This window comes from Trichocoleus sp. FACHB-46 (assembly GCF_014695385.1).
Taxonomy (GTDB): Bacteria; Cyanobacteriota; Cyanobacteriia; order FACHB-46; family FACHB-46; genus Trichocoleus.
The window spans coordinates 50,063-72,746 of record NZ_JACJOD010000032.1; the positions used below are offsets into that span (position 1 = coordinate 50,063).

Consider the following 22,684-nt stretch of genomic DNA (forward strand, 5'->3'; position numbering starts at 1 on the left):
CCAAACAGTTGTTCCCAGCAACGCTCAAAACTTCTTAACATAGGAGTTAAGTGCTAGGGAACCGTGCGGAAAGGAAAGAAATGGAGATAACCCCAAGAGTGATGTCTGATGCGTCTTTAACTCAAGCGCAGGCGATCGCAGACACAGAGCTGGAAACCACTGTAGGTAGGGCAACTGTGGCCACTCTCCAGAGCGGAGTACTAGAACAAGATAGCGGAACGCATGAATTGCCTGCGGGTGGCCCTGACCCATCTCGGTTTGATGCCAAAGAAGCTTGGTATCCGGTGTTCTATGTAGAGGATTTAGATAAGACCAAGCCAGCTAGATTTACGTTGCTGGAAATCGATTTAGTCATCTGGTGGGAGCAGGCGACGGAATCTTGGCGAGTTTTAGAAGATAAATGTCCTCACCGCTTAGCGCCGCTTTCCGAAGGCAGAATTGCTGAGGATGGTTTGCTAGAGTGCCCCTATCACGGTTGGGCGTTTTCTGGAGCGGGTCACTGCGATCGCATTCCTCAACAGGCGATCGGAGGTACTGCAGAAACCTCGGAACGGGCTTGTGTGACGGCATTCCCCGCTACAATCCGTCAGGGGTTGTTGTTTGTTTATCCTGGCAACCCAAACAACGCCACCAAAACCGCAGTGCCAATCGTAACTCCAATAGAAGAATTAGACGGCTGGGTTTGCCTCAATACCTTTAGAGATTTGCCTTACGACGCGCTGACCTTGTTGGAAAACGTCTTAGATGCCAGCCATGTGCCTTATACGCACCACCGCTCCGTGGGCAACCGCGCTAACGCTGCCCCAGTAGATTTGGAGCTTGTGGAGTCTGGCAAGCAAGGCTTTCAGGGATTGTGGGAGGAAGGACCACGCAAGGGAACACTCGGTCGCCAAGACACCACCTTTATTGCCCCAGGGTTGATGTGGCACGACCTGACTTCCAAGCAGTTCGGCAGAACGCTGACGGTGGTTTACGCTACCCCAATCCGCAAAGGAGAATGTCGGCTGTTTGCGATATTCCCTTTCAAGTTCTCTGCTAAACTGCCCAGTTTCTTTATTCGCCTGACACCCCGTTGGTATTCTCACTTGGGACAGAACAATGTGCTAGAAGATGACCAAATCTTTCTGCATCACCAAGAGCGCTATCTGGAGCAGGCAGGCGGGAGCGCCAACTTTGCCAAAGCATTTTATTTGCCTACCAGAGCCGATCGCTTTGTCTCAGCGCTGCGGCAATGGGTGAACCGATACAGCGCCGATCCGTTTTCAGGTGCGACGTTGCCCCCCGCACTGCCCAAAGAACAATTGCTTGATCGCTACTATTCGCACACCATCAAATGCGCCAGTTGCAGCGCGGCCTTGACCCGACTACAAAGAATTAGGTTAGCTTGTCTCATCTTGGCAGCGATCGCCTGGACCGTTGCCCCATTGCTAGCCGTTTCGCTAGGAAATGAAGCGGGGTTTGGTGTGGTGGCAGTGGCGGTCGCCAGCTTGGTGAGTGGAGCCGCCTGGCTGGGATTAGGTAGGCTAGAGCAGCAGTTTTACCGAGGGCGAGAAACTCCGCTTCGCAATTTACCAGAGAAGAAGCGGTCTCAGAAAAAATGATTTGAGTTGCAGAAAGTAGCTTATTACTTACGTTTAGAGGCTTTTGGCTCTAAGGATAACCCCAACCAAGGCGCAAGTTCCTGCACTTCTGCATTGGTAAAGTTGCCGCTAATCATGGCTTGCCCACCTGTAATCCCCTTGGAGGCATAGACCGCATCAACGAGGGACGCACTGATCAATCGGTCATTCAAGAAAATGCCCAAGGTGCGTCCCGTTCCCGCGATCGCTTTTGTCAATGTAGAAAAGGTTTCGCTACCTGAATCGTCAAATTCAACGCTAATGTCTAAAGCGGTGAAAGATTGCCACGGAGAAGGCGGGGTGAAAGTGGACGCAGTGTCAGCAGATTTGATATGGCTGCTATGGAGACGTGTGGGTTCGTACAAAGCTGCGATCGCTTGGTAGGTTTTTTCTATGGCAGCCCGATTTTCGTATAGAGCGATGGATTTTTCAGTTTGGCTGATTTGTGTTTTCTGGAGTAGCAGGCGAGCGAGCGTTTGTTGCTGGACTTGCAGTTGTACTTCTGTACCTGGCTTTTGCAAGCGAAACTCAATCCGAGGTGTAGAGCTTTGAGTCTGTGGAGTCGGGGATACGGGTGAGCATTCATATAGCGGTTCAGCCACTGCGATCGCTGCGCCACAACTCAACAAGAGGGCTACCGTGGGAGCCAGCCAACTCAGAAGTTCCTTATTCATCACATCTTCTCCATGAGGGCGAATTGAGCCATTTTCCACCAAATCCACTGATGCCCCTCATTAAGTATCTTCAGGGGAAATTCAGCAATTTTCTGAAAATTTAACTTGTCACTCTCCAAAATTGCCGAAGTTACGGATGTAGCTATTCTGACACCGTGACGAAATTTGAGATCCATGAACAGACTGCCCAAGCTCAGCGGATTGCTGTTGTCTTTGTTGCTAACCGCTACGCCTCATGTGGCGATCGCGGCTCCTTCGCTGGAGCAACTGTTTAAGCAAGGAGAAGCAGCCCAGGAAGCCAAGCAGTACCTTGAAGCGGAACGAATTTGGCGGCAAGTGATTCAGCAGCAACCCAGTGATGCTGATGCCTACCTGAATTTGGGTGACGCACTTTATGACCAAAAACAGTTTAACCAGGCAGTTGCCGCTTATCGTCAAGCAATTCAGCTCAACCCTCAGCTGATAAATGCTTACACTAGCCTAGGAGCAGTCTTACGTGATCAGGGCAGATTGGCAGAGGCGATCGCAACTCACCGCCAAGTTTTGAAGATCGATCCGCAAAACGCCACAGCTTACAACAACCTGGGAGTGGCCTTAGCCGACCAAAACCAAACAGAAGAGGCGATCGCCGCCTTCCGCCAGTCGCTCAAGCTGAATCCTAAAGATGCCATTGTGCATACAAATTTAGCGGATACTCTTGAAGCTGACAAACAAATAGATGCGGCGATCGCCAGTTATCGCCAAGCGATTCAACTTAACCCCAAGAATGGGACAGCTTACAACAACTTAGCCAATTTGTTCTACAGGCAAAAGCAGCTGGATGAGGCGATGGCAGCTTTCCGTAAAAGTGTAGAAGTAGAGCCCCAGGAAGCAACTGGTCATTACGGTATTGGTATCATCCTCCATGACCAAGGCAAGTTAGAGGAAGCTATTGTCAACTACCGCAAAGCGATCGCCTTTGATCCATTACTGATCAGACCTTATGAAGAACTCGGCAACGCTTTGCAAGACAGCGAGAAAAGCCCTAGCAATGCCGCAGATTATTATGGCTTAGGTCTGCTGCTGTCTCGGGAAGGAAAAACTCCACAAGCGATCGTAGCTTATCGTCGCGCCATTGCCCTCAATCCCAAACTAGCGCTTGCCTATAAGTCATTAGGCGATGCACTTTTGCAAAACGGGCCTACTGCACTTAAATCTACAGAAGAAGCAGTCGTGGCTTATCGCCAAGCTGTAACCCTAGCACCTAACTATCGTCCTTTCTATACTGACCTGAGCGCCATCGCCGATCAATTTCAAGATTTTGGCAATGATCAAGCTGCGATCGCTGTTTACCAACTGTTGCTGCAAATGGTTCCCGACGACCCAGCCACCTATGTCGGTTTGGGGCGCACCTATCGGCAGCAGGGAAAGCTAGAGATCGCAGTCAAGCAGTACCGCCGTGCTATTGAGCTGAATCAGAACTACGCAGAAGCTCACTTGGAGCTAGCCAACCTTCTGAGCATGGATTTGCAGCGCTGGTCAGAGGCCGAAGCTGCTTATCGCCAAGCCATCACGCTAGAAACTGATTCTGATTACTTTGATGTTGCTATTAACGGCTTTGAAGAGAGCTTAAGACGCCAAAACAAATTAGAAACTGCGATCGCTTTCTATCGAGAACTTCTAAAGCGCTATCCGGAGAGTATGCCCCTGCATCGCTACTTAGGTGATGTTTTAGTTGAGCAGAAGCAATTCGCCGCAGCCACGCCACTTTACCGCCGTCTGATCGAGCTACAGCGAACGACTCAAGCATCTCCTGATCAAATTGCTTCCAGTTACGAAAAGCTAGATAGAATACTCGTTCTACAGGATCAAGTCGATGCAGCTTTTGCTCTTTATCAGGAGGCCATTCAACTTGATCCGAGCAACTTTCAAGTACTTCATCATTTCGCGGAACTACAAAAATCCCAGAATCGTCGGAGCGAAGCAGTTGCCACTTATCGCCAGATGATTGCGCTTGCACCCACAGAAATTTTACCGCGTCTGTGGTTAGGGGAAATCCTACGTTTAGAGCAGCAGTTTACAGAAGCAATCACAGTGTATGAAGAAGCCCTGAAGGTCGCTAAAGACTCTTACTCCAAAGCGATCGCCCATGATGGCTTAGGGCTGATCTTCGAGCAGCAAGGTAACTTAACCGCAGCTATTCGGCAGTTCCAGCAAGCCTTGCAGATCTTCCCTGGATCAAGTGAGGTTCAAAGACATTTGCAAGCCGCTGAGCAACGCCTAAAACAGAAGTAGCCTCAAGCAGCGATCGCAATTCTTGAGCAAGCCACAAAAAAGCGATCGCTAGTAATGGACTTAGGCGATCGCTTCGTTGGTTGTTTTGGAGGTTGCTTTCCAGTTCAGCGACTAAAGACTATCCCAAGAGGCGGAGAACGACACTGGAGCGCGCATTGACGGGGATCATCTGCTCTCCATTAAAGATAATTTCCTCTTGAATGAAGCGTGGTTCCTTGGTGTCAATTGTCAACTGCCACTGTTTTTGCCTAAATGCCTCAGGCAAGGCAAACTCAATCATTTCGTAGTGAGCATTGAAGAACAGGATGAAACTGTCATCACTGATTCGTTGTCCTTGCGGGCCTGGACTGGGGATCTGGCGACCATCCAAGAATACTCCGATCGCCTTAGCGTAACCAATCTCCCATTGCTCATCACTTGTCTCAGTACCATCCGGGTTGAACCAGACGATATCACTTACGCCAGTTCCGTGAATGGCCTGTCCTTGGAACCACTTGCGTCGCCGGAAGACTGGATGCTGTCGTCGGAAGTAGATCAACTCGCGAGCAAAGTCCAAGAGATTTTCATTCTTTTCTTGCAACTCCCAGTTGGTCCAAGAAATTTCACTATCTTGGCAATAGGCATTGTTATTGCCCTGCTGGGTTCGGCCTAGCTCATCTCCTGCCAACATCATTGGGATGCCTTGGGAGAGCATCAACGTCAATAAGAAATTCCGCCGTTGCTGTTCCCGCAACTGCAACACTTCAGGATCATCTGTTTCTCCCTCCGCGCCACAGTTCCAAGAACGATTATGGCTCTCACCATCTTGGCTATTCTCACCGTTGGCTTCGTTATGCTTTTCGTTGTAGCTCACTAAGTCATTGAGGGGAAAACCATCATGGGCGGTAATAAAGTTGATGCTGGCGTTGGGGCGGCGGCCATTGAACTGGAAATAGAGATCAGGGCTACCAGTAAAGCGGTAGGCAAACTCTCCTAAAATACTGTTCTCTCCGCGCCAGAAATCCCGCACCGTGTCACGATATTTGCCGTTCCACTCAGACCAAAGGACAGGGAAATTGCCCACTTGATAGCCACCATCCCCAATATCCCAAGGCTCTGCAATCAGCTTCACATCAGCTAAGACTGGATCTTGGTGAATAATATCGAAGAAGGCAGCTAGGCTATTCACTTCATACAGTTCTCTCGCCAAAGCAGATGCTAAATCAAAGCGGAAACCGTCCACATGCATCTCCAACACCCAGTAGCGCAAGCTATCCATGATCAGCTTCAGCACTTGGGGTTGACCTACATGCAGGGAGTTACCGCAACCTGTGAAGTCCATGTAGTAGCGCTTATCATCATCTACTAAACGGTAGTAGACGCTGTTATCAATGCCACGCAAGGATAGGGTTGGACCAAGATGATTTCCTTCTCCGGTGTGGTTGTAAACCACATCCAAGATTACCTCAATCCCAGCGCGGTGCAGCGCTTTCACCATCTCCTTAAACTCATTTAGTTGCTGGCCTGTACTGCCACCAGCGCTGTAGCCAGAGTGGGGAGCGAAGTAGTTGACTGAGTCGTAGCCCCAGTAGTTCTTGAGGCCCTTATCTGCTAAGTGACCGGGATACGACAGAAAATGATGCACAGGCATCAACTCAACTGCACTAATGCCCAATCGCTGCAAATGCTCGATCGCGGCTGGGTGAGCCATGCCAGCATAGGTACCACGCAACTCTTCTGGGATATCGGGATGCAGTTTCGTAAAACCCTTGACATGTGTTTCATAAATAATGGTTTCATGCCAGGGAGTCCGGAGCAGGCGATCGCCTTCCCAGTCAAAAGATTCATCAACAACGACTGATTTGGGGATTAAATGGGCGCTGTCTAACTCAGAGAAGGAGAGGTCAGCTTCTGGAGACTCCCAAGAGTAGCCAAATAATTCGGGTCCGTTACCGATGTCACCATCGATTGCCTTAGCATAAGGATCGAGCAACAGCTTGTTGGGGTTGAAGCGGTGTCCTTCATGAGGAGAATAAGGACCGTGAACTCGGAAGCCATAACGCTGACCAGGACCAATGCCAGGGATATACCCGTGCCAAACGAAGTTGCTTACTTCAGTCAGGTGTATTCGAGTTTCCTTGTCATCGCGATCGAATAAGCACAACTCCACTCCTGTGGCGTTTTCTGAGAACAAGGCAAAGTTGGTACCTTTTCCATCCCAATAAGAACCGAGGGGATAAACTTTTCCCGGCCAAAGCGCTAGATACATAAACTGAAAATTTTAGTGGGGGTAAAAATTAGTGGAGGCAAAAATAGCTAAATTGCATCTAATGATTTTAGATACAACTAAGCAAGACTGTTGTGTTTGCTAAAACAAATTGAAGCCCGTCTTTAACTTAATAACTCAATTTTGAAGTCGATTTCAATGCCAATTCAATGCCAGTTCTTGCAACCAAACTTCCCGAAAGTCAATTTGGCTTTTGCTACATTCACTCTGCTCCTCTTCGCCTTCAAACAAGGTCAACAGTTTTTGAAGTTATTGAAGAAAGTAGCTGAGTAAGCTGCCTGATGGCATCTACCCCAAGGACAGTCTCGGTGCATAGCTTGATGTAGTGCAGACGACTAGGTTCTGCCTCTAAGTTTAGAGCGCGATAAGCAAGCTTCTAGATAAGGGCATTCCTCACACCGAAGTTTTTGCCCTGGGTTATCACAATGGCAGGGGAGGTTCGAGCAGCTTATTTCGGAGCGCTGATGAAGTAAGTGGGTGGCCGTGGTTTGCAATAGCAGAATAATATCTTGGGTAATCATAAAACGCTTAATATTTCAGTAAAAAAGGTTACTAGTTTTAGTTCTTTTACTGTAGTCAAGTAGGGGATTAAATATCGTCTAGCTAAGGAAGGACCCCGACTTTGGCTGTTATCTATCGAAAAGTTGCCTAGACACTGACCCTAGTCTTGGGCCAAAGGTAAAACGACTCGCACAGTCGTTTGCTTACCGGGAATACTCTCGATCCCCAGTTCTCCACCCTGCAATTCTGCTAGGCGTTTGGCAATGGCTAGCCCTAGCCCTGAACCTTTTTGCTCATATAGTTTGCGCTCAAATTGTACGTAAGCGCCAACATTCTCAATTTGTTCTGGAGTCATCCCTCGACCCTGATCAATTACGTAGAGAATAAATGTATGCTCATTGCATCTACTAAGAATTCGTATGGGAGTCCCTGAGGGCGAGAACTTACAGGCATTGTCAACCAGTTCATCTACTATTTTTTTCAGTTTGGCTTGTGCAACCTGAACTACTGCGTCCTTCAGCTCTAACTGTAAATCAGTGGCTCGATTCATCTCTTGGGCCTTTTGCGTCACCCAATCGCTAACTAGCATACTGACAGAATGAGTGATACCTTTACGGAGAGCCTTGATTCGTTCTGGACTTTTGACTAATAGCTCCAACTGAGCATATAAAAGAAAGTTTTGCACCAACCGATGCAGAGTTTGCGTGGAGTTGTGAATGTCTTCTGCTACTTCTACAATTTCAGCTTGCTCCATCAAGCTGCACTCGTTCATTAGCACACTCGACAAGCCTGCGATCGCATTCAAAGGAGTAATTAATTCATGAGGTAGAGCCAGAGTAATCGTGCTGCGTACATCCTCAAGTTTTTGCTGCACTCTCTCATCTACCACTGCTTGCTTTTCCAGGCGAGTAGAAATCGTCTTGAGCAACTGCGATCGCGTGAACGGCTTGGTCAGATAATCATCGGCCCCCAGTTCCATCCCTTGGCGAAAATCATCTTTACTAGCTTTAGCCGTCAAAAACACAAATGGGATCGCTGCTGTTTCAGGGTGCTTTCGCAATGCCGCCAAAACACCCAATCCATCCAGTTCAGGCATCATCACATCACAAATGATCAGATCCGGTGCTTTTTCTTGGGCCAATTGCACTCCAACCAAACCATTTTCTGCTCCAAGTGCATCAAATTCTTCTGCATCCAAGATGTCCAGAATGACATCTCGCACATCTCGCTCATCTTCAATTACTAAAATCTTTTTCATGGTTTATTATCCTTTCTATTACTCTTTATTAAGTGGTAGCAGCACGGTAAATGTGGTACCTAGCCCAACCGTACTATTAACCGAAACAGTGCCCCTGTGCGTTTCTACAGCTCGCTTGACGATGGATAGCCCTAAGCCAGTTCCTGGAATATTGCCTACATTTGTGGCTCGGTGAAAAGATTCAAACAAACATTTTTGGTCTTGCTGGGGAATTCCTATTCCTGAGTCTTGAACTTGAAAAGCAGCCATTCTATCTTGACAAGAAAGCTGAAAATTGACTTGACCTCCTGTGGGAGAATATTTAACTGCGTTTGATAGCAAGTTGATCAAGATATGCCGCACTAACTTCTCATCCATACAGGCTGAATGACACAAACCATCACTGACGAAGTTGATCAAGTGATTAGGACTACTGAGCTGAACTTCCTCCACCAATTCATAGCAAAATTTTTCTAAATCTAGAGGCGTTGGCTGATACTCCAGCTTGCCTGCGGTAGATTTGCCAATCAGTAAAACATCATTTAAAAGCCCATTGAGATGGTGCACCGTTGATTGGATGCGGTGGAGATAAGTCAGCTTTTTTTCATCAGACCATTTATGGCTGTAGTGCTCTAAGCCTTCAGCAGAGGCCAAGATGGTAGTGAGTGGGGTCCGAAATTCGTGCGAGGCTGTGTTGATAAAGCGGGATTTAAGTTCACTTAGTTCTTTTTCTTTCGTCAGGGCTTTACGAATTTGTTGTTCTGCTTGCTTGCGTTCGGTAATGTCGCGAGTCACGCCCCGGTAACCTTCCAATTGGTTTTGCTGACCAAAGATCGGGGAAGCACTACTCTCGCAAACCACAAGCCGACCATTTTTGTGGACTAGAGTGGTTTCTAGCTGAGTAAAGGGCGTTTGTTGAGCTGTGAAGTAACTGATTAAAGTTGTGTAGCGCTTGGCTTCGTCCTCAAGCATAAACTGGTCCAGGGTTTTGCCAATCACCTCATTGGGTTCGTAACCTAAAATGGCAGAAACTTTGGGACTAACGTAAGAAAAAACAGCCTTAATATCCGCTTCCCAAACCCAATCATTGATTTGCTCAACCAAATTTCGGAGTTGCTCTCGACTTTGCCATAGAGCCGCTTCTGCCTCTTGCCGTTTGCGTGTAATTCGAGCTAAAGCCCCCAAATTGCGCCGTAATTCCAGTTGCCTCATGACTTGATTGCCCAACGATTGCAGTGCTGTCAACTGCTCTGGGCTGAGTTGCCTAGGTACGCGATCGAGAGTGCAGAGAGTGCCTAAGGCATGCCCCTTGGCAGTGAGTAGAGGAGAACCAGCATAAAATCGGATATGAGGATCAGCGACTACCAGCGGATTGGTGGCGAAGCGTTCGTCAGCGAGGGTATCAGGCACCACAAACATGTCGTATTGCAAAACAGCATGGCTACAAAAGGCAACGTCTCGTGGGACTTCTGTAGCATCTAAACCAACCTTCGCTTTGAACCATTGACGGTTACTGTCAGACAGGCTGATTAAGGCGATGGGAGTTTGACAAATGTAGGCAGCCAAGCGGCAGAGTTCATCAAAGGATTCCTCAGCCTCAGTATCCAGGATGGCGTACTGAAGCAGACTTTCAAACCTTTCTGCTTCGTTGGCAGGTAAGAGGGCAGGCATGGCTAGTTCTTGGGAATTTTAGGAGCTTGCACATTTGCTAGAGAGTGCCCAATTGCTATCTAGTACTGCTGTTTAGGGACGCACTCTAACTGCACCGTCAAGACCGTAGCAAAAATAGGCTTTTTTCAGGATCGCTCGCTAGAGGCATCCTTAGCAGTTCTGGGCTATGGCTGAGTCAGGTTTATTGCTCACTTGGTAAGAAGTTGAGATGTGAGCGGTGGCATGACGTGAGTTAATTCATTAAACTTCATAAAAGTAGAATGTTACTAAGGCGGTCCTACCTTTTGGTTGTGGCGGCTGGCAAGAACCCTATTAGGTAGCTTCCTATGGCAGTTCGGAAGGATACAATTTTTGAGCGATTTTTGTCGCCTGTTCTACAGTTGTTTATTGATCGTGACGGCTTAGAGCAGTTTTATCGCAGCATCGATTGGGAAACAGAAAGCGATCGCTTCCGCAACCCCACCCTGGTTTATCCTGTTTACTACAGCACTCAAAATTTTCATGGGGTTGAAAAAGGCTATTTAAATCCCCGAGCGGCGGTCTCTTATGACCCGATCACTCAGTATGTCTTGCTGCCCAACGAAACCTTAATTCGGCAAGCGGCGATCGCCACTGTGCAAGGCAAACCCAGACGCATCTTAGATTTAGGTTGTGGGACAGGCTCAACGACTTTATTGCTCAAACAAGCATTTCCAGAAGCTGAAGTCATTGGCTTGGATTTTTCGCCCTACATGCTAGTCATGGCCGACTATAAAGCGCAGCAGGCTGGGCTAAATATCAAGTTTATTCATGCCAACGCTGAGCAAACAGGCTTGCTAGATGGCTCTTTTGATTTAGTCACCGCTTCTCTGCTGTTTCATGAAACTCCTCCGACTGTTTCACGAGCCATTTTGCAGGAAGCGGCTCGGCTTCTAAAACCTGGTGGAGAAGTTTTGATTCTGGATGGCAGCCAAAACACCCTGCGGCAAACTGAATGGTTGACCCAAATCTTTGAAGAACCCTATATGCAAGCTTATGCCACTGGAAGTGTGGATGCCTGGATGGGGGCAGCGGGGTTTGGCGCGGTACAGACTCAAGAGCTGTGGTGGATACACCAAATCACTTGGGGAATTAAGCCGCTTCCGGGGCACGATCCTGAATCTGCTAGACCCCATCCCAACTCTGTTAGGATTGATGACTCTGCTGTCCCTGACACAGGGTTTCCAGCTCCCGCATTTGAGTAAGCTAAGTATGGTTTTAAAGGCGGTTCTGTTTGATTTTAATGGTGTCATCATCAACGATGAGGCAGTTCACGAGCAGCTGATTGAGCAACTGCTGATTGAGGAAAATCTACGGCTCGGCCCTGGAGAGTTTAGTCGTGTCTGCTTAGGACGCAGCGATCGCGCTTGTTTAAGTGAGCTGTTAAACAGTCGGGGCCGAGTCGTCACAGAACCGTATCTGATGGACTTAATGGTTCGCAAAGCTCGTGCCTACCAACGCCACCTAGAAACCTTAGAAAAACTGCCGCTTTATCCAGGCTTAGCCGACTTGATGTTTAACCTGCGAGCAGCGCAACTCAAACTTGCGGTTGTCAGTGGAGCCTTACAGGCTGAAATCGAGTTGGTTTTGCAGAAGAGCCAACTGGCTCCATATTTCAGCGCGATCGTCGCGGGTGATGAGATTACGGCAAGCAAACCCGAACCCGACGGTTATCTTTTAGCGGTGGAACGGCTCAATCAACAATATCCGGAGCTGGATCTGCAACCCTCTGAATGTCTCGCGATCGAGGATACTCCCGCAGGAATTCAGGCGGCGAAGCGAGCGGGAATGTCCGTCGTAGGAGTCGCTAATACTTATCCGTTTCATATGATGCAGCGGCAAGCAAACTGGGCTGTAGACTACCTATCTGATTTAGAGCTGGACCGAGTGCAAGAATTGTATGCTCAACCAAACTTGAGTCAAGCCACATCTCTCTAACCCCGATTTCATCAGCAATCTCTCTAGAGCTTGTTTAAGTTTCTTGTTATAATAGCCGAGCGCTATTGGGGAATTAGCTCAGTTGGTAGAGTGCTGCGATCGCACCGCAGAGGTCAGGGGTTCGAATCCCCTATTCTCCATTTGTCCTTTAAAGAATTAATGTCCAATTTCACGAGTTTTAGAGATTTCAGCTTCTAGCAGGCAATTGACCCCTTCAAAATTCCTGTTTAAAGAATTAATGTCAGTCGATAAAATTATATTGCATTATTTGTTTCTCGGTGGGCTGTCTGAGGACAGCCTGTAGCGTTTGTAGCAGTTCTTGAATGGTGTATGGCTTGGCAATAAAGTTCTGGATGCCGTTTGCCCCCTGCAATTTCTCGTTCGAGACAAAACCACTGACGGCGATCGCTTTAATCTGCGGATTAATTTTTTGCAGCGTTTGAATGGTGGTGGGGCCATCCATTGATGGCATCATCATATCGACTAGGGCGACAGCAATCTGGTCTTTGTGGCGAGCGCAGAGTGAAATCGCTTCAATGCCATCGTGGGCTGTTAGCACATGATAGTTATAAGCTTCCAGCGCCATTTTGGTTGTTTCTAAAATCTTTGTTTCATCATCGACCACCAGAATCCATTCGGCATTGCCATTGGCTGGATTAGCAGGCTCTACTTGAATGGGAACAGATGCTTCTACTGCTGGCAAGAATACTTTGAACTCAGTTCCTTGACCCACCTTGCTAGACACATCTATGAATCCTCTATGACTTTTAACAATGCCCCTCACCGTAGAAAGCCCTAATCCTGTGCCTTTGCCCAGCTCTTTAGTAGTAAAAAAAGGTTCAAAAATTCTGTCTACAATATCCGGTGACATGCCAGTTCCGGTGTCTTTCACAATCAGTCCAATGTAGGAACCCACCGAGGCATCCAGATGCAGTCGGGCATAGGGTTCGTCTACAAACAGGTTTTTGGCAGAAATAGTGAGTGTACCGCCGTGAGGCATGGCATCACGGGCGTTGACGACCAGGTTCATGAGCACTTGATGCAGGTGCGTGGCATCACCAGACACCAGCCCCAGTCCCGGTTCCACGTCGATGACCAGCTCAATGGATTTAGGAAATGTCTTTTCAGCAATCTGCTTCACTTCGTGGATCAGGTGTTTCACTTGCACAATCGCCTGTTTACCCTCGACCCCACGCGCAAATTGCAGCACTTGCTTCACCAAAGCCGCTCCCCGTCTGGTATTGGTTTCAATAATTTCAAATAAATGCTGACTCTGCTGATCGGCATGAGGAAACTTGAACTGTAACAATTGGGCTGTGCTGAGAACGGGAGTCAGAATGTTGTTGAGATCATGAGCAATGCCACCCGCCAGAGTTCCTAAACTTTCCAGTCGTTGCGTTCGCAGAAATTGACTTTCGAGCTGTTTCTTTTCCGTGATGTTGGTATTGACGGTCAAGATCGATTGGGGTTCTCCCTGAGCATCATGCATTAAGGTCCAGCGGCTCGCCACAATGATTTCTTGACCTTGGCGATCGACTTGATACAGTTCACCTTGCCAGGTGCCAGATGCTCTTAAGCTGCTTTGAGCACTTTCGAGTTGATCGAGCGAGTCTGAGGGATACAATAGCTGATTCGCGTCTTGGGCGATCGCCTCTTCCGCGCTCCAGCCGTAGACCTGCTCTGCGCCCTTGTTCCAATATTGAATTTTGTTATCTAAATCTCGGACGAGGATGGCATCCGTGGTGATGTTGAGCAGCGCTGCCTGTTCCCGGATTTTATCTGCTGCTTGCTTATGTTGTGTCAGGTCTAATACAAAGGTCACGATCGCCTCTTGCGATTCATCCAGCAAAGCGCCACCGACCATCACTGGAATCCGGTAGCCATCTTTATGGAAGTACTCCTTCTCAAAGGCATTAAACGCTCCCGAACTGGCGAGTTCTGCCACTGCGACTTGGCTGAAATGGTTATATTCTGGAGGGGTGAGCACTTGCCAATTGATATTATCCGCTTCTAAGTCAGCGCGATCGTACCCTACCATTTGCAAAAAGGCAGCATTTGCGTCTGTAATACTGCCGTCTAGCTTGCTAAAAATCACGCCAATCACATTGGATTCGATCAGATATCTAAATCGAGCTTCACTGCGCTGTAAGGCTCTAAATGCTTGCTCATGTTCTACCTCCAGGTGTTGGCGTTGTTGAATCTCCTTCTCTAGTCGCTCATTTTGTGCTGTTAAGCGCTTGGTGAGGTTTTGCAGCCGCACATGAGTATTGACTCGGGCCAAAACTTCTTCATGATGCAGCGGTTTCGTGATGTAATCCACTGCACCTAGATTTAAGCCTTTAACCTTATCTACGTTATCGCTAACCGCCGTGAGAAAAATAACTGGGATCTCTTGGGTAGCGGGGTTTGCCTTCAAGCGGCGGCAGGTTTCAAAGCCATCAATTCCAGGCATGAGAACGTCGAGCAAAATCAAATCAGGAGGCGCGTACTCTGCCAGAGCGATCGCTCTTTCTCCGTCTTCAGCGATCACCACTTTGAAACCCGCCGCCTCTAGTAAGTCGAGCAGCACATCTAAATTTGTGGGCATATCGTCCACAATTAAAATCACATCTTCTTCAGCCGTGCCTGTATTCATGAATACCTCTTATTAAAATTGGTTTAAAAATTCCAGAATTTGCCGCCCCTTAAATTCTTTAGCTAGCTGTCTCAAGTGGGTGGTAAACGGCCTCAACTGCGGGTCTGACTCTTCTAATTGGGTCGATCGTCTGGCAATGGCTCGTAAATCTCCTCGCATGACTAAATCTAGGAAAATAGCCAGTTCTTCGGCGGGCGGAGTGGGGAAGTCAGACGCAGCTAAGGAGGACATCATGAAGTTATTTTCTGGCTGATCTTGTTTCCAGGGTGCTCCAGTTTCGTTGGCATTTTCGTAAATCCATTCTAGTTTTAAGTGTTCTTGTAATTTCTGAAGTAACGCGTCTTCTCGGATGGGTTTTGGTAGAAAATCGTTGCAGCCTACCTTAAGGCTCTGTTGCTGATCGAATTCAAAAACGCTAGCCGAAACTGCAATCACGATCGTGTCTTGGAGAACTGGCATTAATCTAAGGCGTCGGGTGGCCTCAAAACCATCCAAATTTGGCATCACCAAGTCGATCAGGATAGCATCGGGCTGAAACGATTGCGCCTTATTCAGTCCATCTTCACCATCTACCGCATCTAACACCTCAAATCCGAGCGGCTCCAAGAGATTGACGAGGATAGCGCGATTTGTGGGCTTGTCGTCTACAACTAAAATTTTCCGCTTGTCGCCTTTGATCCCAGCGATCGCCCCCTTTGAGGTAGTTGCAGCCTCTATTGGTGCCTGAGTTTCTGGTAGTTCTAGATCAAACCAGAACGTGCTGCCTACTCCCAACGTACTCTGGACCTGAAGCGTGCCGCCCATCATCTCTACCAGTTGACCGCTGATCGCCAGTCCTAACCCGGTTCCTTCTGTTTTGCGGCTATTTTCACCGACTTGTTGAAACGGCTGAAAAATCTCCTCCAGTTCATCTGAGGCAATGCCAATGCCAGAGTCTGCAATTTGAAAGCGAATTTTCTGCTCGTGATAACCCACCTTAAAAGCGATCGCTCCCGTTTCGGTGAATTTAACCGCATTGCCCAGCAGATTTAGCAAGACTTGACGCAAGCGTTTGTCATCGGCTCGAATCACTTTAGGGAGCGGAGACAGAGTTTGGTAGCTTAACGCAATCCCTTTTTGCTCTGCTTTAATTCTGCAAATCTCGGCAATGCTATGTAAAAACTCATCAAAATGAAACTCTCTCGGATACAGTTCCATCTTGCGAGCTTCAATTTTAGATAGATCCAAAACATCATTGATCAGGTTGAGTAGATGCTCTCCGCATTGATGAATGATGGCAATGCGATTCTGTTGCTGTTGGGATAACTCTCGGTCTTTCTGGAAAATCTGGGTATATCCCAAAATGCCATTCAGCGGGGTCCGCAGTTCGTGGCTCATGTTGGCCAAAAACTCACTCTTGGCTTGGTTGGCAGACTGAGCAATTTGCTCTGCTTTCTGGCGATCGCGCGCCTCTTGGCGTAGCTGTACCGTCCGTTCTTCGACTTTTGCTTCTAGCGTTTTGCTGTAATTTTCTAACTGTTCGTGGGATCGCTTTAAGTCGGCATTCGCAAGGGCTAAATCTTGATAAAGGCGGGAATTCTCAATCGCGATCGCGGCCTGTGAAGATAGAAGCTGTAAAACTTTAACTCGCTCGGCTGTAAAAGCACCTGTGGTTAAATTGTTTTCTAGGTAAAGAATGCCGATCAGCTTACCTTGATGCACGATGGGCGCACCCAAAACAGATTTCGGTTGGTGATCGAGAATGTAGCAATCGGTGGTAAAAATCCCCTCACGAGTTGCATCATTGAGAACCACACTCTCCTGAGTTTGCCGCACATAATTGATGATAGACAGTGGTATCTGCTGGCTGGTCTCTACCGCGATCGATTGCTGAACAATTAATCCATTTTGATTCGCCTGCCCGGTGGCTTCAATAAAGAGTTGTGCATCCTTCTCTAAAATGAGTATCCCTGTTTCTGCACCCGCATTTTCCAGCAGAATTTGCATCAATGTTGTCAGCAGGTTACTGAAAACGATCTCACCCGAAAGCGCTTGTGCAGCTTTCATGACCGTGGCTAAATCCAGGTTGTGATCCGTTCCAAGATGATTGGTTGTCCTTTGAGGGCTGGTTGTGTTTGTGCCACTTTTAGCGGCAGCTTTAGTAAAAAACTGAGGATATTTTTCTTCTAAATGCTTCACTTTAGCTTGAGCGCCCCAGATTTGATAGGCGTAGTGCGCTTTTTGAAAGTAGAGTTGGGCGATCGCGTCTCTACCCCAGGCTAAATAGAACTTAGCAGCTAGTTCACCAGCTAGAGCTTCTTCATTGATGTACTCATTTTCTTTGGCCGCAGCAATGGCTTTGTCATATAGTTCCATTGCTTCTACGTTCTTGCCTAAAACGCGATGCCGTTCTGCCTCTACTAAATAGTATTTGTGCAGATGATTCATGGGGGCATGATGTGCCCAGTTCTGCAGTTTTTCTTGATTGGTTTGGACGCGCTCAAGTATATCTTGTTGCTCAACCTGTGAAGCTTCAGAATAGCTAGCTAGTCGTACTAAGGAATCATAAAAATAGAAGATTACAACCGTGAGTTGTCCTGTAGATGCTCCGAAAGAACTCTCTATATGAGGGATATGTTCCAGGGCTTCTCGGTAATTTTCAAATCCATAACAAAGCACAAGTTTGTGCAAATATAAGTAGTGGAGTGCCAGTTGGTTATTGGTTTGCTGATGTAGTGGCAGCATTTTCGCTTCGTCGTAAGCTTTCCCCTTTAACTGGCATAAATTTTGGCTGTTTCCCATCAGGTTTAAGACGGCTTGCCAACAAATCTTTGTATTATTCAGCGCTGTTTCTTGGCTGATGCTACGAAGCGCATCTGTGTAGGTAACTATTTCTCGTTCGAGCTGTACGAGTGGCTGACCCACAAAAAACGAGTAATGGCTCCACACCATAACGGCATAGCCAGCATATTCTAAATCTCCAGTTTCCAGCCCACTAGAGAAGGTTGACAGAAATGGTTCTAACGTAGTTCGGACATGGTCTTTCCAGTGTTGAACGCCAGCATAGACCAAATGGCAAGTCTTGGCTGCGATTTCTTTGGCATTCAACTTTGACACGAGCCGTAACGCTAATTGACCGAACTCATAGCCCCGCTCAATCTCTCCTACCGCTCCACAAAGCAGCAGACTGTAGACAGCATAGGCAAAGGGGGATACAGCAGCGTTGCCGTATTGCACAGATAAATTGACCTGTTTGCATACGGTCAGAGGCAGCAGTGAGGGCATGCCAGAATAGCAAGCAGAAAAGATACTGGACAAAATCCTGATCGCAGCGAGTTGATGAGGATCGCTCATTGCAGGGAGATCAATTAATGCCTCAGTTGGCGTTCCGCTCAAAATTGCGGCAGTTTCTCCTAGAGCCTGCCCAATATCCGCTGGATTTGGTACGTCAGGAAACTCTATCCCCAACTGCTTTAAGACTCGCAATCCTGTGTTCAGTGCTGCTAGTAGCTGTTGCTGCCCCATATCAGCTTGAATCTGGACTTCGTACACTTTGACGCTGTCCAACAACGTTTTGGCGCGGTTTTGCACGATCGCAGCCAATCTCTGCATTTTTTCAAAGTCACCGCCCAAAAATGCCGCCTCTGCTGCTTCGGTATGCAGGGATAATGTGAGGTCGTATTGGTGGCTCCAGCTATCTTCGGCTAACAACTTCAGCCCAAATTGCAAATACGCGATCGCCGCTGCATAGGCCGTTGCTGCTTTAGCTTTTTGGCCAGCAATTAAATTAAGTTTGGCAATCTCAATCTGTTCCGCTTTATCTGTAACTAGCTCAATGCCTAAATTGAGGTGATCAACAATTTCAAATATCTTTTCTGATAATGTTTCTGGTGATATGTTTTGCCAAAGTAAATGACCAATTTGCCAGTGAGTCGCTTGCTTAGAACTATCCTCAATCAAGGCATAGGCTGCCTGTTGCACTCGGTCATGGAGAAACCTGTATTCTAAGCTGACTAGATGTGTATCTGTCAGATCTGGGGCAGGGGTTAACTCAGAGGCAGGTAATACTAATCCTTCTGCGATCGCTGATTCTAGATCTTGATAGGTTTCAGCTGGCGATCGCTTATAGATAATTGATAGCGTTTGCAAGTCAAACTTGTTGCCCACGCATGCGGCTAACTGCAACACTTGTTGAGTTGATTCAGGGAGTTTTCGCAGCTTCTGAATCATCAATTCAACGACGTTATCGGTAATGTCAAGCGCCTCAATTTGGGTAATATCCCACTGCCAGCCAGCTTTTCCCTGATTCGAGAGCGGATTGAAAGTTAGCAGGTTTTCCTGATATAGCGTTTTGAGAAATTGATTCACAAAGAAGGGATTGCCCGATGTTTTGCGAATCACTAATTCAGCTAAAGGTAGAACAGACATGATATCACTATGAAGCGTATCCGCAATCAGATGACAAATATCCGCAAGAGCCAAAGGAGCTAGAGTAATCTCATGAATGACAACGGCTTTAGCGCTTAGTGTCTCCAGCGTCATCCTTTAATGATGACTAGGGCTTACTTCGTTATCTCGATAAGCGCCAATTAAAAACAAATAACCTGTTTCTGCATCCGTCAAGATCACATCTAGCAGCTTCAGCGTAGCAGCATCAGCCCATTGCAGATCATCAAGAAACAGGACTAAAGGATGCTCTGGTGAACAAAACACCCGAATAAAGTTTTGGAAAACCAAATTAAATCGGTTTTGGGCTTCTGTAGGTGCTAACTCCGGAGCAGGAGATTGTTCGCCAATAATCCGTTCCACGTCTGGAACCACATCAATCATGACTGAAGCGTTGTTGCCCAAAGCAGCTAAAAGTTTAGTCTTCCATTGTGCTAGTTGGGTTTCGCTTCCCGTCAGCAGTTGTTTTACCAGTGACTGAAAGGCGCTGATGAGGGCAGAGTAAGGAACATTGCGCTGGAACTGGTCAAATTTGCCAGAGATGAAATATCCTCTCGCGCTAACGATCGGTTTGTGAACTTCATTGACCAACGACGATTTACCAATGCCAGAGTAGCCCGTAACTAACAAAGCTTCTGTTTTGCCAGCATTGACGTGATTGTCCTGCGGATACGCTATGCGAGCGAACGTACTCATCAATAAACTAACTTCGCGATCGCGCCCATACAGCTTCTCTGGGATCAAAAACTGGCTAAATAAATCGAACTCTCCCACCTGGAAAAGAGAAATTTTGCCAGTTTGTAGCATCTCTTGACACAGCTCCAAGTCGGCTTTCAGCCCCAGCGTACTTTGATAACGCTCCTCTGCCGTCTTAGCCAGCAACTTCATGACAATGTTAGACAGTGCCTCTGGGACTTCTGAATTGACCAGATGAGGTGGAACGGGGGTTTTGGCAATGTGACTGTGAATGATTTCTAGCGCGTCGGTTCCTAGAAATGGCAACTGCCCAGTCAGCATCTCGTAAAAAGTAATACCTAGAGAGTAAAAGTCAGTGCGGTAGTCGATCGAGCGGTTCATTCTCCCAGTCTGTTCGGGAGACATATAGGAAAGCGTGCCTTCCAAACCATTAATGCTGCTAATCGTTGAATTTTCTCTAGATAGACGGGTAGCAATCCCAAAATCAATCAGCCTGACTTCACCCGTTGCTGGGTTCACTAGAATGTTGTAAGGCTTAATATCTTTGTGAACAATATTTTGCTGATGCAACTGCGCCAAAATTGCAGCTAAATGAATTGCAGTTTGTAAAAAATTCTTTAACTCAAAAGGTCGAGTGGCGATCGCTTTTGCTAATGATTCTCCGTCAAAATCAGACAGAATTAGAGCGAGGCCATTGCCGTAGTTTTCTAATGCTAAAGGCTTAACAATTTCTTCAATTTCTAAGTCTTGTAGAATTTGATATTCATGCTTCAACTGATTCAGCTGATTCACCGTTGGATATTCGGCTTTCAGGGTTTTGATAATGACCGTTGATCCCAGATCACTTTGAGATACCCTTTTAGCTCGATAAACGCAGGTTATAGCCCCTTCATAGAGAACTTCGAGCAAGTTGTAGCCAGCGATCGTAGAACTCATTTTCTTTTTTGTGGTAATACGGATAGGTGGTCAATGCTCGACTGTTATCTAGGCTAATTCTTGAAAGAGTTATTGGATGAGCGATTGGACACGACAAAGTTAGCAGCATCGCGATCACGTCTATCTCTAGAATAGATGACAGGATTTAAAGACTATTGTCGAAGCGGCACTGCGGTGCTGTTGTGAGTATTAGAGCTCTACGAAAGGATTACCAAAGTTCTAGCAGAAAAAAGGTACCAGGGTGGTTTAGCAACTCTGGTCAAGCAAGCATTTGGGGAGCATTAAATGGAACTAGAAATTAGCCAACATGCTGAGGAGACGGAAGGCTTTCAAGTGGAACCCAAACGATGGGTGGTTGAGCGCACTTGGACATGGTTAGAGAACGCTCGTATTCTGGCTCGTGACTACGAACGCTTACCAGCGAATCACGAAGGCATGATTCATGTGTTCATCCGGCTGATGCTACGACGACTAACGAAGAATTGGCGGAGATGGGAATCAAGCATTGCTTGACGCTCTTTTATAAACACTTTCTGACAAATAATTCTTTAAAGGACACCATCTATTTGATCTAAGTTGGCATTGGCTTGCTTGAAAGGAAGGGCTTCGTTGATGCCATCCATTTCCTGCTGCTCTAGCTCATTCACTTCCCGGATGTACGATCGCAGGATTTGGCTGAGGCGCTTGTCGTAGAAGCGGTGCAGGCTATGGTTGGGCGTGGCAGGGAAGCCTCGGCGTTTTTTGTGACGACCACCCGCGCCAGGGTCGAAAGTTTGAATATCATTGGCGATCGCCCATTCAATGGGGCTGTAGTAGCAGGCATCGAAATGGAGACAGTCGATGTCTTGCTGACTGCCCCAGTAGCGTCCATAGAGCCGATCACCTTTAGTGAGACAGAAGGACATGCCCATCGGTTGGTGGGGGTCTTGTTCACTGTAGGCAGCGACGAAAACGACTCGGTGACGGTAGTGGGGCTGGAGTTGCTCAAAGAACCGCCGGGTTAGATATTTGCTACCCCACCAGCCGAATTTGTCGCAGGTATCGGCATAGTAGGTATACATCAGTGGGAATAGGGAGTTGGGGATGTCATCTCCAGTAAAGGTTTTCAGCGTCAGACCTGCTTTCTCAACAGCTTTGCGTTCTCGCTTGATGTTGCGGCGCTGGTTGGCATTAAAAACATTGAGGTAGTCATCAAAGCTTTGGAAGCCAAGGTTGCTCCAGATGAAGCTATGGTGCAGCCAAGGGGTGAAGCCGTGACGTTCTAAAACAGGTCGCCATTCCGGATCGACATAGAGAAAGTGACAACCGGAGATGCGGTTGCGATCGCAGAAGTGATCGATCTCATCCAGCATCATTTCCACGATTTCGTCTTCATCCTCGCCAGGGGCAATCAGAAAGCGATAGCCTTCAGCAGGGGTGAAGGGCGACATCCCTAGGAGTTTGGGGTAGTAACTGATGCCTAAGCGCTGGGCTAAATCGGCCCACTGCTGGTCGAAGACAAACTCGCCGTAGCTGTGGCCCTTGATGTAGAGCGGAGCAGCAGCGATCAGGTGGCGATCGCGCCAAACGGTGAGGTGATTGGGCAACCATCCCGCTTTGGCGGTAGCGCTGCCCGAGGTTTCCATGTTGTTGAGCCAGTCCCACTCAAAAAATGGAGTGTTTAAGGGCATGGCTAATGCGTCCCATTCGGCTTGGGGCACTTCAGAAACTTTGTTGATCCAAGCGAGGGAATACCGGGGCTGGAGTTGTTCGACCATGATTGCTGGAGTTAGGGCCATCCGCTCTCTAGCGTAA

At 47.6% G+C, this 22,684-nt stretch carries 13 protein-coding genes and 1 tRNA gene; 6 read left to right on the forward strand and 8 right to left on the reverse strand.

All coding sequences use genetic code 11. The annotated features are described in order from the left end of the window. Positions 1-101 precede the first annotated feature (101 nt). A complete protein-coding gene (locus H6F72_RS20405) occupies positions 102-1,601 on the forward strand; it encodes a Rieske 2Fe-2S domain-containing protein (protein WP_190440023.1) in 1,500 nt (499 codons plus the stop codon). Positions 1,602-1,624: 23 nt separating this feature from the next. On the opposite strand, the gene H6F72_RS20410 is transcribed toward H6F72_RS20405, so the two are convergent. Next, on the reverse strand, positions 1,625-2,341 hold the full coding sequence (locus H6F72_RS20410; protein ID WP_190440027.1) for a hypothetical protein: 717 nt from the start codon (positions 2,339-2,341) through the stop codon (positions 1,625-1,627). A gap of 126 nt (positions 2,342-2,467) precedes the next feature. On the opposite strand from H6F72_RS20410, the gene H6F72_RS20415 reads away from it, so the two are divergent. Next, positions 2,468-4,567: a tetratricopeptide repeat protein gene (locus H6F72_RS20415; protein ID WP_190440031.1), complete on the forward strand. Its 2,100-nt coding sequence runs from the start codon at positions 2,468-2,470 to the stop codon at positions 4,565-4,567. 118 nt (positions 4,568-4,685) lie between these two features. Here the strand turns inward: H6F72_RS20415 and glgX are convergent, their stop codons facing one another. From glgX to H6F72_RS20430, 3 genes are all read right to left on the reverse strand, one after another. Beyond that, on the reverse strand, positions 4,686-6,815 hold the full coding sequence (gene glgX, locus H6F72_RS20420) for a glycogen debranching protein GlgX (RefSeq protein WP_190440035.1): 2,130 nt from the start codon (positions 6,813-6,815) through the stop codon (positions 4,686-4,688). A gap of 679 nt (positions 6,816-7,494) precedes the next feature. Then, positions 7,495-8,592 (reverse strand): response regulator, encoded by a 1,098-nt coding sequence (locus tag H6F72_RS20425; protein WP_190440040.1) that lies wholly within the window; start codon positions 8,590-8,592, stop codon positions 7,495-7,497. 18 nt (positions 8,593-8,610) lie between these two features. Beyond that, positions 8,611-10,242 carry an ATP-binding protein gene (locus H6F72_RS20430; RefSeq protein WP_190440044.1) on the reverse strand — a complete coding sequence of 544 codons (1,632 nt, stop codon included), beginning with the start codon at positions 10,240-10,242 and terminating at the stop codon, positions 8,611-8,613. Positions 10,243-10,568: 326 nt separating this feature from the next. Between H6F72_RS20430 and H6F72_RS20435 the strand changes: the two genes are divergently transcribed. The 3 genes from H6F72_RS20435 to H6F72_RS20445 all read left to right on the forward strand — a co-directional run bounded on the left by H6F72_RS20435 (position 10,569) and on the right by H6F72_RS20445 (position 12,338). After that, complete coding sequence (locus H6F72_RS20435; protein ID WP_190440047.1) at positions 10,569-11,465, forward strand: class I SAM-dependent methyltransferase; 897 nt, start codon at positions 10,569-10,571, stop codon at positions 11,463-11,465. 7 nt (positions 11,466-11,472) lie between these two features. Further along, complete coding sequence (locus tag H6F72_RS20440) at positions 11,473-12,198, forward strand: HAD family phosphatase (RefSeq protein WP_190440050.1); 726 nt, start codon at positions 11,473-11,475, stop codon at positions 12,196-12,198. Between the two features lie 67 nt (positions 12,199-12,265). Next, positions 12,266-12,338, forward strand: a tRNA-Ala gene (locus H6F72_RS20445). Between the two features lie 101 nt (positions 12,339-12,439). On the opposite strand, the gene H6F72_RS20450 is transcribed toward H6F72_RS20445, so the two are convergent. The 3 genes from H6F72_RS20450 to H6F72_RS29750 are packed head-to-tail and all read right to left on the reverse strand — an operon-like array spanning position 12,440 to position 20,890. Continuing rightward, a complete protein-coding gene (locus tag H6F72_RS20450) occupies positions 12,440-14,833 on the reverse strand; it encodes a response regulator (protein WP_190440052.1) in 2,394 nt (797 codons plus the stop codon). 12 nt (positions 14,834-14,845) lie between these two features. Further along, positions 14,846-19,354, reverse strand: coding sequence for an ATP-binding protein (locus H6F72_RS20455; protein WP_199299214.1), 4,509 nt, complete (start codon positions 19,352-19,354; stop codon positions 14,846-14,848). Between the two features lie 3 nt (positions 19,355-19,357). Then, the gene (locus tag H6F72_RS29750) at positions 19,358-20,890 is read right to left on the reverse strand and encodes an AAA family ATPase (RefSeq protein ID WP_199299215.1); all 1,533 of its coding nucleotides are present in this window, start codon (positions 20,888-20,890) and stop codon (positions 19,358-19,360) included. 285 nt (positions 20,891-21,175) lie between these two features. Here H6F72_RS29750 and H6F72_RS20460 point away from each other — a divergent pair, with 285 nt between their 5' ends. Beyond that, positions 21,176-21,403 carry a transposase gene (locus H6F72_RS20460; protein WP_190440055.1) on the forward strand — a complete coding sequence of 76 codons (228 nt, stop codon included), beginning with the start codon at positions 21,176-21,178 and terminating at the stop codon, positions 21,401-21,403. A 35-nt stretch (positions 21,404-21,438) separates the two neighbouring features. Here H6F72_RS20460 and H6F72_RS20465 read toward each other — a convergent pair whose 3' ends face one another. Next, entirely contained in the window at positions 21,439-22,668 is a 1,230-nt protein-coding gene (locus H6F72_RS20465; RefSeq protein ID WP_370527544.1) for a GNAT family N-acetyltransferase, read from the reverse strand. Positions 22,669-22,684: the final 16 nt, after the last annotated feature.